We start from the raw sequence: 14,494 nt of genomic DNA, 5'->3' as shown, positions 1-14,494 counted from the left end.
GCGGGGCCGCGCGGTGAACCGTCATACGCTTCCGTGGGGAATTTGAACGCCTGAGCCATGCCGCAACTGACTTCCAGACGAGACCTGTCCGGCGCCGCCGCCGCCCACGCTCCCCGGATGAGCAACGATGAGAACCGTTCCAATGGCCCGGCGGGTCCGAACACGTCCGTCATCACCAAGGTCAAACCCAAGACCAAGCGGCCCAACCTCTATCGCGTGCTGATCCTCAACGACGACTACACGCCGATGGAGTTCGTCGTCCATGTGCTGGAGAAGTTCTTCCAGAAGGACGTCGAGGCCGCGACCAAGATCATGCTGCACGTCCATCATCACGGGATCGGCGAGTGCGGCGTCTTCACCTACGAGATTGCCGAGACCAAGGTGACGCAGGTGATGGATTTCGCCCGCAAGCACCAGCACCCGCTGCAATGCGTGATGGAAAAGAAGTAATCGCGCGAGTCCCAGTTCTTTAGATCGGTTCTTTTCGTGCGGTGTGTGATGTCACCGCATACCGCTGCATGATCCGGCGAAAATCAGCACCGTCGCCAATCCTGCCCAAATGGGTAGTTTTGCCCAAATCGGAACGGGTTTTGCATCGAGAATGCGGTGGGCGCGTAATGCCCATCGAGTCGCGGAACCGGTCTTTTGCCGCAGTCTTGTATAACTATATGTGACAAAGGTTGTTGTTGCCTGACCGGGCGATGGCGATCATGATGGTGGGGGCCATAGAGGACGCGAATGCCGACTTTTTCCCAAAGCCTTGAACAATCCCTGCATCGTGCACTGGCGATCGCCAACGAGCGTCATCACCAATACGCGACGCTCGAGCATCTCCTGCTCTCCTTGATCGATGACTCCGATGCAGCCGCTGTCATGCGTGCCTGTAGCGTCGATCTCGACAAGCTCCGCACGAGCCTCGTCAATTATCTTGAGACCGAGTTCGAAAACTTGGTGACGGATGGCGCCGACGACGCCAAGCCGACCGCCGGTTTCCAGCGCGTGATCCAGCGCGCGGTGATCCACGTGCAATCCTCCGGTCGTGAAGAGGTGACCGGTGCGAACGTGTTGATCGCGATCTTCGCCGAGCGTGAGAGTCATGCCGCGTACTTCCTGCAGGAGCAGGACATGACGCGCTACGACGCCGTCAACTACATCAGCCACGGCATTGCCAAGCGGCCGGGCGTCTCCGAGGCGCGGCCGGTGCGCGGCGTCGACGAGGAGACCGAGACCAAGGGTGCCGAGGACGCCAAGAAGAAGGGCGAGGCGCTCGAAACCTATTGCGTCAACCTCAACAAGAAGGCGCGTGACGGCAAGATCGATCCGGTGATCGGACGCAATTCCGAGATCAACCGCGCGATCCAGGTGCTGTGCCGCCGCCAGAAGAACAATCCGCTGTTCGTGGGCGAGGCCGGTGTCGGCAAGACCGCGATCGCGGAGGGCTTGGCCAAGCGCATCGTCGACAGCGAGGTGCCGGAGGTGCTGGCGGCTGCGACCGTGTTCTCGCTCGACATGGGCACGCTGCTCGCGGGCACGCGCTATCGCGGCGACTTCGAGGAACGCCTCAAGCAGGTGCTGAAGGAGCTCGAGGCACATCCCAACGCGATCCTGTTCATCGACGAGATCCACACCGTGATCGGTGCGGGCGCGACGTCGGGTGGCGCAATGGATGCATCGAACCTGCTCAAGCCCGCGCTCGCTTCGGGCACGATCCGCTGCATGGGGTCGACCACCTACAAGGAATACCGTCAGCACTTCGAGAAGGACCGCGCGCTGGTGCGGCGCTTCCAGAAGATCGACATCAACGAGCCGACGGTCGAGGACGCCATCGCCATCCTTAAGGGCCTCAAGCCGTACTTCGAGGACTATCACCGGCTGAAGTACACCAATGAGGCGATCGAGGCCGCGGTTCAGCTCTCCTCGCGCTATATCCACGACCGCAAGCTGCCTGACAAAGCGATCGACGTGATCGACGAGTCCGGCGCGGCGCAGATGCTGGTCGCCGAGAACAAGCGCAAGAAGACCATCGGCATCAAGGAGATCGAGACCACGATCGCCTCGATGGCGCGGATTCCACCGAAGAGCGTGTCGAAGGACGACGCCGAGGTGCTCAAGCATCTCGAGCAGACCCTGAAGCGCACCGTGTTCGGCCAGGACAAGGCGATCGAGTCGCTGGCTGCCTCCATCAAGCTCGCCCGCGCGGGCCTGCGCGAACCGGAGAAGCCGATCGGCTGCTACCTGTTCTCCGGCCCCACCGGCGTCGGCAAGACCGAGGTTGCAAAGCAGCTCGCGGCGTCGCTCGGCGTCGAGTTGTTGCGCTTCGACATGTCCGAATACATGGAGCGCCACACGGTGTCGCGCCTGATCGGCGCGCCTCCCGGCTATGTCGGCTTCGACCAGGGCGGCCTGCTCACCGACGGCGTCGACCAGCATCCGCATTGCGTGGTGCTGCTCGACGAAATCGAGAAGGCGCATCCCGACCTCTATAACGTGCTGCTCCAGATCATGGATCACGGCCGGCTCACCGACCACAACGGCAAGCAGGTCAATTTTCGCAACGTGATCCTGATCATGACCACGAATGCGGGTGCTTCGGATCTCGCCAAGCAGGCGTTCGGTTTCACGCGCTCGAAGCGGGAAGGCGACGACCACGAGGCGATCAACCGGCAGTTCGCGCCGGAATTCCGCAACCGCCTCGACGCCGTCGTCTCGTTCGGCCATCTCAGCGTCGAGGTGATCGGCACGGTCGTTGAGAAGTTCGTGCTTCAGCTTGAAGCGCAACTCGGCGATCGCGACGTCACCATCGAGCTGTCCGAGCCCGCCAAGGCCTGGTTGGTCCAGCATGGCTATGACGAGCAGATGGGTGCGCGGCCGATGGCCCGTGTCATCCAGGAGCACATCAAGAAGCCGCTGGCTGACGAGGTGCTGTTCGGCAAGCTCAAGGGTGGTGGTCACGTTCGCGTCGTCCTGGTCAAGGACGAGGCCGACGAGACCAAGGAAAAGATCGGCTTCGAGTTCGTCGAGGGCCCGGTCACGCCGAAGCAGGAAAAGCTGCCCGCCCGCAAGCGTCCGCCGGGCAAGCCCAACAAGCCCGGTGGCCCCGGCGGCTCCAAGGGGCCGACCTCGAAGGGCCCGCTGGTCAAGGCTTGATCAGGGCATCATGAATCGAAAAGGCCGGCTGAAGAGCCGGCCTTTTTGCTTGCGTTGCCGTCGCTGTAGGGATGCCTGTTATTCGCCCCGCAGGCGCTGATCGTCCTGCACGCGGACGTGCTCGGCGCCGCGCGCACCTGCGGGCGACAGCCGCAGCATGCTCAGCATCGCGCCGCACATGGCAAATCCAACGCCCGTGAGAAGCGCGATCCGGGTTCCCTCGACCGGATAACGGCCGAGGAACAGCGCGACCAGCGCAGCTCCGGTGGTCTGGCCGAGCAGCCGTGCCGTGCCCAGCATGCCGCTGGCGCCGCCGGAGCGCTCGCGCGGAGCGGCGGCGATCATGGTGCGGTTGTTGGGGGTCTGGAACAGGCCGAAGCCGGCGCCGGCGAGCGCCATCCGCCAGATAATGTCGAGCGGTGTCGGGCTGGCGGGCAGGAAGGCGAGCGCGGCGAGGCCACAGGCGAACAGCGTCAGCCCGATACCGCCGAGCAGGCCGGCCGGATAGTGCTCGACCAGGCGACCAGCCAGCGGAGCGGCGAACGCCACTGCAATCGGCCACGGCGTGATCAAGAGGCCCATATGCACGGCCGAGTAGCCGAAGCGGCTCTGGAGGTAGAAGGGGATCGCGACGAAGGCCAGCATCTGCCCGCAGAACGAGGCGATCGAGGTCGCAATCGAGAGCCCGAACACCGGGATGCGCAACAGGTCGACCGGCAGCAGCGGCGACTTCATGTGCGTCTCGCGATAGATGAGCAACGCGCCGGCGACGATCGCGACGGCGAACTGGACGAGGCAGGTGATCGTCGCCTCGCCGTGGCCGACGCTGTCGATCGCGGCGATGCCGACGCCGAAAGTGATCGCCGAGAGCCCCGCGCTCTGCCAGTCGAAGGAATGGCTCGCCGGCGTCGTGTGCGGCAGGCTGCGCAGGCCGAGCACAAGCGTGATCACGCCGAGCGGAACGTTGATGGCGAACAGCCAGGGCCAGCTGCCGATGGCGAGGATGCCGGCGGCAAGCGTCGGCCCGACCGCGGCGGAGAAGGCGACGACGAGCGCGTTGAGCCCGATGCCGCGGCCGAGCAGGTTGCGCGGGTAGGTGAAGCGAACCAGCGCCGAGTTGACGCTCATGATGCCGGCCGCACCAAACCCCTGGATGATGCGCGCGATCGTCAGCAGCGGCAGCGTATGCGCCAGCGCGCAGAAAGCGGAAGCGAGCGTGAACAGCGCGAGCCCGACCAGATAGACGCGCCGATAGCCGACGATCTCGCCGAGCGACGCCAGCGGCAGCAGCGAGATCGTGATCGCGAGCTGGTAGCCGTTGACGATCCAGATCGAGAAGGCGGGGCTCGCGTTCAGGTCGGTTGCGATCGTCGGCAGCGCGACATTGGCGATGGCGCTGTCGACGACGGCCATGAGGATGCCGAGCGCAATGGTCAGGATCGCCTGATTGCGCTGGGGCTGTGGCAGGCCGTCGGCGTGCTCGATCGGGGCGGACGACATGATGGAGGCGTGCTTGATTCGAGCCGTGATGATCCCCGGATTAGGAAATTGCGCTGTCCATCGCAACCCGGCAGGGCACGGGCGGTTCCTGTGCAGGAAGCAGGTCTCCCGACGCCCCAGGCATGGATCGGCCAGACCTTCGCGCGCTAGCCTCAAGCCAGCCCTTGCGGGTAAGCCAACTACACCGGCGGCGGATTGCGGTCGGAGAAGGTGCCCCGTTGGTGCCAGTACGGATAGGGCAAGGTCACCTTGCTTGCCGCGTCGAGCTTCGCGATCTGATCCTTGGTCAGTGACCATCCGACCGCGCCGAGGTTTTCGCGCAGCTGCCCCTCGTTGCGCGCGCCGATGATCAGCGTCGAAACGGTCGGGCGCTGCAGCAGCCAGTTGAGCGCGATCTGGGAGACGCTCTTGCCGGTCTCCTTGGCGACCTCGTCGATGGCCTCGACGACGCGATAGACGTGCTCGTCCGGCACGGGCGGCCCGAAATCGGCGGTCTGGGGCAGGCGGCTCACTTCAGGTTTCGGCTGGCCGCGGCGAATCTTTCCGGTGAGGCGGCCCCACCCGAGCGGTGACCAGACCACGGCGCCAAGCCCCTGATCGAGACCGAGTGGCATCAGCTCCCACTCATAGTCGCGCCCGACCAGCGAATAGTAGGTCTGGTTGGCGACGTAGCGCGGGAAACCGTGCTTGTCGGCAACGCCAAGCGACTTCATCAGGTGCCAGCCCGAGAAATTCGAGACGCCGACATAGCGGATCTTGCCGGCGCGGACGAGCACGTCGAGGGTGCTCAGCACTTCTTCCGGCGGCGTCATTGCGTCGAAGCCATGAAGCTGGAACAGGTCAATATAGTCGGTGCCGAGCCGGCTCAGCGAAGCGTCGATGGCCGCGAGCAGATGCTGGCGTGACGAGCCGATGTCGTTGGCGCCGTCGCCAAGGCGGAAGGTGGCCTTGGTCGAGACCAGCACCTTGTCGCGGCGGCCCTTGATGGCTTCACCGAGAACCCGCTCGGATTCACCGAGCGAATAGACGTCGGCGGTGTCGAACATCGACACGCCGGCCTCGAGACAAATGTCCAGAAGACGCCGCGCTTCCGTGGCGTCGGTCGTCCCCCAAGCCGCGAGACGGCCGACGCCGCCGAACGTGCCCGTGCCAAGGCTCAAAGCGGGTACCATGAGGCCGGACCGGCCCAAGCGTCGGTATTCCATCGAACTGCTCCTCACGGCCGCTGATTGGTTGGCGCGGCCTTGAAGGCAGATCGTAATGCAAGCAGGCCCGTTGTCCTATTGCACGCTGACATACCCGCCTTGCTCGGAAAATGGCCTAGTCGTGCAGACGCATGTCATCGAATATCGCATCTGCGACGCGCGAACCGACCGTCTTCGCGGCAGGTTGCGCTTCAATCCCCTCGGCGGACGAGGCGACGCAGGCAGGTTCGCTGTCACGTGCCTGCCGAGGCAGGAGCGTCAAGCCCCAGCCGACCAGGACCAGCACCGCGAGCCGGATCGCGATCACACCCAGCAGCAGTTCCGATCCGCTTATTGTCGCGCGAGACCTCATACGCGGCAGCCTGAGGCAGACCGCAAGACCTGGCAATCTGGAATTGGCGAGCATTGCCTTCGCCGGAGGCGAAGGCTCGCGATGATGGCTGACCGGAACGGCTTTCAGTGTCGTGACTGGCTCTGCCTGAAGTCGCGTGGCGACATTCCGAAATGCTCGCGGAAGACGCGGCCGAAATGCGAGAGATCGTTAAAGCCCCAGGCAAACGCAATCTCGCTGATGTGGCGCTGGGCGAGCACGGGCGAGGCGAGGTCGCGCTTGCACTGAGCGAGACGCTCGGCAAGCACATGGCGCTGGAACGAGGTGTCCTCGTCGGCGAGGAGATCGTTGACGTAGCGCGACGAGATGCCGAGCGCGGCGGCGGTCTCGGCTAACGAGAGGTCGGGGTCGGCGAGGCGTGTGCGGATATATGCCTTGAGCCGGTAGAGCAGGGCGGAGCGATGGGTCGAGGACGGCAGCGACGCCCCGCCGAGCCGTTCGCTCAGCGCCATGGCGAGCAGGTCGACGGCCTGCTCGGACAGGGCGGCGGCGCTGTTGGGCGCGAGCCGGTCCGCGCTTTGGCAGAGGCGGAAGATGAAATCATAGGCGAGCCGCTCGAGCGGGACATCGGCCCCGAAGGCAATCGCCGTGAGCGTCTCGGTGCGGCCGAGCCGGCGCTGCAACATCTCGCGGGGCACCTTGAAGATGGTCTGGGAGAACGTGTCCTTGAACTTCAGCTCATAGGGACGCGTGGTATCGTAGAGCGCGAACTCGCCGGGATGAATCACGGTCTCCCGGCCATCCTGCACCACGCCGCCATCGCCGTGATGGCCGAGCGCAACGAGAACATAATCCTGATCCGAGCGCGCGATACGCGACGGCGTGCGGAAAACGTGCTGGCGGTCGGAGCACACCTCGGAGCAGACGGCTTTGCCGAGTGCGGCTTGGGTCACCGAGCCGTGAAAGGCACTGCCGAGGTCCGATTTGCAGTCGAGCCCGACGAAGACGTCGCAGACGATGTCCTGCCAGAGGGCGAGCCGCCGGTAGCCGGGGCTGCCGTCTGTCGTGAACTGGATTGTCATCGGCAGGCCTCCCTTTCACATCCAGCTAAACCGCATGGTGGCGCAGATCCGGCCTGACCGCAGGCAAGTTCCGTACCGGGGCGGCGATCCTTCCAGTCGAGTTTTTGCCAGTCGAGTTTTTGTTCCGTCGCGGTCGAGCGCGCGGCCGCCCGGTTTGGCCCAATAGACTGCATCGGACGTGGTCTCCGATCAACCGGCAATGGAGGCGGCAATGGGCATCGAACATCCGAAATACAAGGTCGCGGTGGTGCAGGCGGCACCCGCCTGGCTCGACCTCGACGCCTCGATCGACAAGTCGATCGCGCTGATTAGGGACGCGGCGGAGAAGGGCGCCAAGCTGATCGCCTTCCCGGAAGCCTTCATCCCCGGTTACCCCTGGCATATCTGGATGGACTCGCCGGCCTGGGCAATCGGTCGCGGCTTCGTGCAGCGCTACTTTGATAATTCGCTCTCTTACGACAACCCGCAGGCCGAGAAGTTGCGAGATGCGGTGCGGAAAGCGAAGCTTACGGCCGTGTTCGGGTTGTCCGAGCGCGATGGCGGCAGCCTCTATCTGGCGCAATGGCTGATCGGGCCGGATGGCGAGACAATTGCAAAACGCCGCAAGCTGCGGCCGACCCATGCCGAGCGCACCGTCTATGGCGAGGGCGACGGCAGCGATCTTGCGGTGCATGCGCGCGCCGACATCGGCCGCATCGGCGCGCTGTGCTGCTGGGAGCATCTCCAGCCGCTGTCGAAATACGCGATGTACGCTCAGAACGAGCAGGTGCATGTGGCGGCCTGGCCGAGCTTTTCGCTGTACGACCCCTTTGCGCCGGCGCTCGGCGCCGAGGTCAACAACGCCGCCTCGCGCGTCTATGCGGTGGAGGGCTCCTGCTTCGTGCTCGCACCTTGCGCGACGGTATCGCAGGCGATGATCGACGAACTCTGCGACCGGCCGGACAAGAACGCGCTGCTGCATGTGGGCGGCGGCTTTGCCGCGATCTACGGTCCCGACGGCAGCCAGATCGGCGACAGGCTGGCGCCAGACCAGGAGGGGCTGCTGATCGCGGAGATCGACCTTGGCGCCATCGGCGTGGCCAAGAACGCCGCCGATCCAGCCGGGCACTATTCGCGGCCCGACGTCACGCGGCTGCTGCTCAACAAGAAGCCGTACAAGCGCGTCGAGCAGTTCGCGCTGCCGGTGGATACCATTGAGCCCACAGACATCAACGCGGCAGCCAGTTGATCGCTGCGATCAAGGAGAGGCACGATCATGGAATCCGCAATTCCCATGCATCTCGAAACCGAGCGCACACGCCACAAGCGCGTGCCGGACGATTACCAGCCGCCATATCCATCGTTCGTGGCGCGTTACAAGCCCGTCGTGAGCCGCGTCGTGATGGCTTATTTCGGCGTGCAGTATCGTGGAGCGACCCCGGCGGCTGCGACGGAAGCGCTCGCGGACATCGCCGGGCTGTTCGTCGGCGAAGGTGGTCCCTCGCATTGGGACCGCGCGCACTATGTCGACCAGGCCGGCCACGCGAACATTGTCTCGGTCGCCTATTGGGACGACATCGGGCGGTTCGACGGCTGGTTTGCGCCGGCACGCGAGGCGTGGACCGGAAAGCAGCGCAACGGCATCGGCACCTTCATCGAGGTGCTGCGTCCTACGGTGGCGCGGCATGAGACGCTGTTCTCTTCGCTCGGCAGGCCCGAGGGTGTTGCCGTGATCGCCGACGGCATGAGCGGCGAGGTACAAGAGCATGCCTATTGGGGCGGCATGCGCGATCGCATTCCGCTGTCGCAGACCGACCCAATGTCGCCGGGCGGCAATCCGGAAGTGATCCGTGATGGTGCGCGGCTGCGTGTGAAGGCGAACGACAATCTCTGTCTGATCCGCTCCGGGCAGGACTGGAGCGATACCGAGGCGTCCGAGCGCAAGCTCTATCTCGACGACGTCGAGCCGGTGCTCCGCGAGGGTATGGATTTCTTGCGCGACGACGGTCTCGCGATCGGCTGCTATGCCAACCGCTACATGCAAGTGCTCTCGCCCGATGGCAAGGCGAGTGAAAAATCTTACGGTCAGAGCTGGTGGAAAAGTCTCGCCGCCCTGGAGCGCTGGGCGGAATCGCATCCGACGCACGTCAAGATCTTCGGTGCGGCGATGAAGTACCTCTCGACGCTCGGGCCGTCAGCCAAGCTGCGGCTCTATCACGAGGTCACGGTGGCAGCTGTCGATGAACAGTTCTTCGAGTATCTGAACTGTCACCCCAAGACGGGGATGCTTGCGGCGGTCGAGACGGTCGCCGCTTAGGTGACGCAATGGCCGAGCAACTCCGGATGCACGGCGCAGATGTGATGCGCGCCGGCGTCCTTGAGTTCGGCTTCGCTGCCATAGCCATAGAGCACGCCGATGGCGGTCATGCCGTTGGTTCGGGCGCCGACCACGTCATGGCTGCGGTCGCCGATCATGATGGCACTGTTCGCGTCCACTTTGGTCTCATCGAGCGCGTAGCGCAGCAGCTCGCGCTTGTCGACACGCGTGCCGTCAAGCTCGGAGCCGAACACGCGTTCGAAGTACGGCTTCAGTCCAAAATGATCGACGATGCGGGTGGCGTAGAGAGCGGGCTTGCTGGTCGCGACGAACATGCGCTGACGGCTCGCGGCAATCGTCGTCAGCGTGTCGACAATACCGGCATAGGCCTCGTTCTCGAACAGGCCGATATCGCTGAACCGCTCGCGATAGAGCAAGAGCGCCTGATCGGCCAGTGCGTCGGTTCCGGTGAGTTTCTTCAGGCTCGCATGCAGCGGCGGCCCGATGCACCAGGTCAGCTCGTCCTCACTCGGCACCGCGAGGTTCAGCCGCTCCAGGGCGTATTGGATGGAGCGGGTGATCCCGGGTTTCGGGTTGGTCAGCGTGCCGTCGAGATCGAAGAAGATAGTCGCCATTGGGAGCTGGCCCACATTGAAACTGCCGGTCCGTTGCTAGCCGGATCGGGTCTCAAGTCAAGGGCCGTTCCCGTCATTGCTGTTTCGCCCATTCGACGATCGCAGCGGCATCCGCGCCCGCCTGCGCCTCCCAGGCGGCGATCGTAGCCGTTGCGGCCCTCCGAAGTGCCGCGACCAGCGATGGCGGCGCGGGCTCGGCGATCTTGACGCCGTTGTCGCGCATGCGCGCATAATTCTCGGTCGTACGATGGGCCAGGAGCGCGAGCTGGCTTTGCTCGGTGTCGGCGGCGGCCGCAAGCACCTCGCGCTGCATCTGCTCTGGCAGCGCGGTGAATGCCTCGGTGCGGACGAAGGCGATCGAGACCGGCATCGCGTAGTTGATGGCCGTGAAATACGGCAGGAAGTCCCACAGCTTGCGTCCCGCACCGCCATCGCCGGAGGTGAGGAAGGCGTTCAGTTGATGCTCCTTCAGGCCGGCAAGCGCTTTGTCCATCGGCAGGAACTGCGCGTTGGCGCCGGCCGCCTTCATCACCTCGCTGGAATTGGCATCGTAAGCACGCATATTGAGTTTTGGCAGGTCGTCGGCGCCTGCGAGCGCGCGATCCGACCACAGGCCCGTGGCCGGCCAGATCGTCAGATAGAGCAGCTTGAGGCCGCGGGCGGCGAGGGCCTTTTCGTAAAGCGGCCGTGCGCGCAAGTTGGCGGCATGGGCGAGGTCGACCGACTGCACCAGGAAGGGTAGCGTCGAGAGGCCGAGCACGGGGTCGAGGCCCGAGAGCGCGCCCGCAAAGGCGTCGCCGCGGGCGATCCGGCCGTCCAGCGCCGCGCGCGGCATCTCGCCCGAGCTGATCTTCAGCTGATTGTCGAAGGCATTGGTCACGCTCACGAAACCGTTTGTGCGCGCGGTCACGCGATCGGCGAAACTGGTGAGCCCGATCCCGGATATGTTGTTCTCGGGATATTCGGTGGTCATCCGCCAGCTCACTTGCGCCATGGCTGGCGCGGCGGACAGAATCAACAATGCCAGGGCGAGGATCGCACGGATCCGTTTGGCAGGGGAACGCATTGGGAGAAGCAGGTCAGGCAGCATAGATTGGCAACTCGTCTAACCATGGCACGACGCCACGACATGGCAGATCACCTTGTTGCATGCCGCGCCGGAACGCGCCACGGCGATACTTGGGCACGACTGACTCGAATTGCATCACGCATCATCCCCGCGCTGCTCGTATCCGCGACACACGCGATGGCATGGGACAGCTCGCCCGCCAAGACCAACGTCGCCGTCCCGAGCGTCGAGGAGCTCGCGATGCCGCCGCAAAAGGCCGCCGATGCGCGCGAGAGCGATACGCGGGAATCGATCTGCCTGATCGTGGAGGCGGCCGCGCGCGACGCCAATCTGCCGCTGGAATTCTTCGCCCGCGTCATCTGGCAGGAGAGCCGCTTCCAGGCCGATGCGGTGGGCCCGATGACGCGCAGCGGCGAGCACGCGCAGGGCATCGCGCAGTTCATGCCGGGCACGGCGAGCGAGCGCGGGCTTCTAAATCCCTTCAATCCGGTTCAGGCCCTGCCGAAGTCGGCCGAGTTCCTGAACGAGCTGCGCAACCAGTTCGGCAATCTCGGCCTGGCCGCCGCCGCCTACAACGCCGGCCCGCGGCGGGTGCAGGAATGGCTCGCCGGCACCGGCGGCATGCCGGAGCAGACGCGCAACTACGTTTACGCCATCACCGGCGCGACGGTTGACGCATGGGCCAAGGCCGGCAGCACCGGCAAGGGGCCGCCGAGCTCACCGCCAACGAGCTGTCGTGATCTGATGGCGCTGTTGAAGCGTGCGCCGAACCCGTTCGTTGCCGAGCTCGAGCAGCATGTCGAGCTCGCTGCCGCCAAGATCTGGGGCGTTCAGCTCGCCGCCGGCTTCGACCGCAACAAGGCGCTGGCGATGTATTCCCGCGCCGTCACGCGCCTCAGCGCCGTGATCGGCGAGCGCGATCCGAGCCTGTTAAGTTCGGTGGTACGCAGCCGCGGTTCGCACGCCTTCTACCAGGTGCGCATCGGCACCGACACGCGGCCCGAAGCGGACGATCTCTGCAACCGCATCCGGAAAGCGGGCGGGGCGTGCTTCGTGCTGAAGAACCGGGGCGTGAGCGGGTAAGGGGCGCGCGCATGCCAGCCCCGCCGCGCGCTTCCTTGACGCGGCCGCCCGCATTGCCCGTTATGCGGCCACGATTCCGCAACCTCAGCCGGCCGTCCCGTGGCGCTTCCTCCGCTCGATTCCCCCCAATGGCAAAGTTCGTGGCGCGCCTTCACCTGGGGGCTGCGTTCGATCACGCAGACGATCCTCACGCTCGTCCTGTTCGCGACCTATCTCGGCATCGGCGCGCTCGCCCATGACAGCCATTTCAGTCTGGTCTGGGCGCTTTGCTCGACACTGTTCGTTTGGGCCGGGCCGGCACAGATCATTTTGATCACCACGCTCGGCTCGGGCGCGACCGTGATCCAGTCGGCGATCGCGGTCACCGTCAGCGCGATCCGGCTGTTTCCGATGGTGGTCTCCGTGCTGCCCCTGATGCGCACGCCGACGACCAAGCGGCGCGAGCTGTTCTTCGCGGCGCATCTGACGGCCGTGACGCTGTGGGTCGAATGCCATCGCTTCCTGCCGCAAGTGCCGCGAGAGCGGCGCATCGCCTTCGTGAACGGACTTGGCTTCGGTCTGGTCTCGGTGTGTCTGACCGCCAACACGATCGGCTATTTCCTCGCCGCCAATCTGACGCGGACGCTTGGCGCTGCGATTCTTCTGCTGACGCCGTTGTCCTTCCTGTTCTCGACCGCGCGCAACTGCCGCGAGGTCGCCGATGTCGTCGCGCTCGCGCTTGGGGTTCTGCTCTATCCGCTGGCCGCGAAGATGAATTCAGGCCTCGACATCCTCGTCAGCGGTCTGGCGGCGGGCACGATCGCTTATGGCGTGCACTGGTGGCGGGACGTGCGCGCATGAGTGCCGCGCAGCTCGTCGGCGACTGGCAGGCGCTGGTCGTGCTGTTCGTCGCCGGCGTCATTCCCAACCAAATATGGCGCATGCTGGGCCTATGGTTCGGCGGCGGCATCGACGAGGGATCCGAGCTGTTGGTCTGGGTGAGGGCGGTCGCGACCGCGATCCTGGCCGGCGTCATCGCCCAGATCGTGGTCGAGCCGCCAGGCGCGCTCGCGAGCGTGCCGGATGGCTTGCGCTACGGCGCAGTCGGCGCCGGCTTGGTCGTGTTCCTGCTGACCCGCCGCTCCATTTTTGCGGGCGTTGTCGCCGGCGAAGCCTTCATGCTGGCCGGCCAGTGGTGGTTGGGCTAAAACCGCCTCCGAACAGCCAAGGAACTGGGAATATGGTTCGCGAAAACGAACTCCGCGAGGGCGAGGTCGCCATCGAGCTGCCGTCGACGCAGGATGCCGGCCTCGTCTTCATTGGTCGCATCCGCACGCCCTGGACCTCGCGGCTGGAGACGCCGCGGCAGGGACGCCAGGACGGGCCGATATGCCGCCTCGAAATCTTCGAGCCGTTCGTGCCCGCGATCAAGGGCGTCGATTTCTACAGCAATCTCGAAGTGCTCTACTGGCTCGACAAGTCGCGCCGCGACATCGTGCTGCAAAGTCCGAAGAACAACGAGAAGACCCGCGGCACGTTTTCGCTGCGCTCGCCGGTGCGGCCCAATCCGATCGGCACCTCGATCGTGAAGCTGGTCGGCATCGAGGGAAATGCGATCCTGGTGCGGGGGCTCGACTGCATCGACAACACGCCGCTGATCGACCTCAAGCCCGACCGCTGCGAGTTCACGCCACTGGCTGCGCCGCAGTCGGGGGATTTTCAGACGGAGTGACGATCAGCTCTTCAGCGCCGCGATCAGCTTCGTTGCATTCTCTTCCAGCACCTTGACGTCTTCCTTGCGGCTGGCAGGCGGCAGCATCGCCACGCCGTCGTGGCGCGGCAGCACGTGCATGTGGAGATGAAACACCACCTGTCCGCCGGCGGCCTCGTTGAACTGCTGCACGGTGATGCCGTCGGCCTTGAACGCCTTCATTGCGGCAGCCGCGATTCTGTGCGTGCCGCGGGCAACGTGGGCGTAGTCGTCGGCTTTGATGTCGAGGATGTTGCGGGCAGGGGCCTTCGGGATCACCAGCGTGTGGCCGGGCACGCGCGGCATGATGTCGAGGAAGGCGAAGACATGCTCGTCTTCGTAGACCTTGTGGCAGGGAAACTCGCCGCGCAGGATCTTTGCGAAGATGTTGTCGGGGTCGTAGGTGGTCATGGCGGC

At 64.9% G+C, this 14,494-nt stretch carries 15 protein-coding genes; 8 read left to right on the top strand and 7 right to left on the bottom strand.

Going from position 1 to position 14,494, the window contains the following annotated elements; genetic code table 11:
- Positions 1–117 precede the first annotated feature (117 nt).
- Positions 118–450, top strand: a complete 333-nt coding sequence (gene clpS / locus K3F49_RS00460) for an ATP-dependent Clp protease adapter ClpS (protein ID WP_234678832.1) — start codon at positions 118–120, stop codon at positions 448–450.
- A 288-nt stretch (positions 451–738) separates the two neighbouring features.
- Positions 739–3,147, top strand: a complete 2,409-nt coding sequence (gene clpA, locus K3F49_RS00455) for an ATP-dependent Clp protease ATP-binding subunit ClpA (protein ID WP_234678831.1) — start codon at positions 739–741, stop codon at positions 3,145–3,147.
- Positions 3,148–3,225: 78 nt separating this feature from the next.
- On the opposite strand, the gene K3F49_RS00450 is transcribed toward clpA, so the two are convergent.
- The 4 genes from K3F49_RS00450 to K3F49_RS00435 form a co-directional block, all read right to left on the bottom strand.
- A complete protein-coding gene (locus K3F49_RS00450) occupies positions 3,226–4,647 on the bottom strand; it encodes an MFS transporter (RefSeq protein ID WP_234678830.1) in 1,422 nt (473 codons plus the stop codon).
- A 179-nt stretch (positions 4,648–4,826) separates the two neighbouring features.
- Entirely contained in the window at positions 4,827–5,852 is a 1,026-nt protein-coding gene (locus K3F49_RS00445; protein ID WP_234678829.1) for an aldo/keto reductase, read from the bottom strand.
- A gap of 115 nt (positions 5,853–5,967) precedes the next feature.
- Positions 5,968–6,258, bottom strand: coding sequence for a hypothetical protein (locus K3F49_RS00440; protein WP_234678828.1), 291 nt, complete (start codon positions 6,256–6,258; stop codon positions 5,968–5,970).
- Positions 6,259–6,308: 50 nt separating this feature from the next.
- Complete coding sequence (locus K3F49_RS00435; protein ID WP_234678827.1) at positions 6,309–7,265, bottom strand: AraC-like ligand-binding domain-containing protein; 957 nt, start codon at positions 7,263–7,265, stop codon at positions 6,309–6,311.
- Positions 7,266–7,476: 211 nt separating this feature from the next.
- Between K3F49_RS00435 and K3F49_RS00430 the strand changes: the two genes are divergently transcribed.
- Together K3F49_RS00430 and K3F49_RS00425 are read left to right on the top strand one after the other, a co-directional pair.
- A complete protein-coding gene (locus tag K3F49_RS00430; protein WP_234678826.1) occupies positions 7,477–8,493 on the top strand; it encodes a carbon-nitrogen hydrolase family protein in 1,017 nt (338 codons plus the stop codon).
- 27 nt (positions 8,494–8,520) lie between these two features.
- Positions 8,521–9,561, top strand: a complete 1,041-nt coding sequence (locus K3F49_RS00425; RefSeq protein WP_234678825.1) for a phenylacetaldoxime dehydratase family protein — start codon at positions 8,521–8,523, stop codon at positions 9,559–9,561.
- Here K3F49_RS00425 and K3F49_RS00420 read toward each other — a convergent pair.
- Entirely contained in the window at positions 9,558–10,196 is a 639-nt protein-coding gene (locus tag K3F49_RS00420) for an HAD family hydrolase (RefSeq protein WP_234678824.1), read from the bottom strand. The genes K3F49_RS00425 and K3F49_RS00420 overlap by 4 nt on opposite strands.
- A 73-nt stretch (positions 10,197–10,269) precedes the next feature.
- Entirely contained in the window at positions 10,270–11,286 is a 1,017-nt protein-coding gene (locus K3F49_RS00415) for a TRAP transporter substrate-binding protein (protein ID WP_452100144.1), read from the bottom strand.
- A gap of 156 nt (positions 11,287–11,442) precedes the next feature.
- Here K3F49_RS00415 and K3F49_RS00410 point away from each other — a divergent pair, with 156 nt between their 5' ends.
- The 4 genes from K3F49_RS00410 to tsaA all read left to right on the top strand — a co-directional run bounded on the left by K3F49_RS00410 (position 11,443) and on the right by tsaA (position 14,059).
- Positions 11,443–12,348, top strand: coding sequence for a lytic transglycosylase domain-containing protein (locus tag K3F49_RS00410; protein WP_234678822.1), 906 nt, complete (start codon positions 11,443–11,445; stop codon positions 12,346–12,348).
- A gap of 99 nt (positions 12,349–12,447) precedes the next feature.
- The gene (locus K3F49_RS00405; RefSeq protein ID WP_234678821.1) at positions 12,448–13,188 is read left to right on the top strand and encodes an AzlC family ABC transporter permease; all 741 of its coding nucleotides are present in this window, start codon (positions 12,448–12,450) and stop codon (positions 13,186–13,188) included.
- A complete protein-coding gene (locus tag K3F49_RS00400; protein ID WP_234678820.1) occupies positions 13,185–13,535 on the top strand; it encodes an AzlD domain-containing protein in 351 nt (116 codons plus the stop codon). Before K3F49_RS00405 ends, K3F49_RS00400 begins: the two co-directional genes overlap by 4 nt.
- 32 nt (positions 13,536–13,567) lie before the next feature.
- Positions 13,568–14,059, top strand: coding sequence for a tRNA (N6-threonylcarbamoyladenosine(37)-N6)-methyltransferase TrmO (gene tsaA, locus K3F49_RS00395; protein ID WP_234678819.1), 492 nt, complete (start codon positions 13,568–13,570; stop codon positions 14,057–14,059).
- Positions 14,060–14,062: 3 nt separating this feature from the next.
- Here the strand turns inward: tsaA and K3F49_RS00390 are convergent, their stop codons facing one another.
- Positions 14,063–14,488 (bottom strand): HIT family protein, encoded by a 426-nt coding sequence (locus K3F49_RS00390; protein ID WP_234678818.1) that lies wholly within the window; start codon positions 14,486–14,488, stop codon positions 14,063–14,065.
- Between the last annotated feature and the right edge of the window lie 6 nt (positions 14,489–14,494).

The organism is Bradyrhizobium monzae (genome assembly GCF_021458635.1).
Lineage (GTDB): Bacteria > Pseudomonadota > Alphaproteobacteria > Rhizobiales > Xanthobacteraceae > Bradyrhizobium.
The sequence above is the reverse complement of the archived record's forward strand: the minus strand, read 5'-3'. Positions and strand labels throughout refer to the sequence as shown.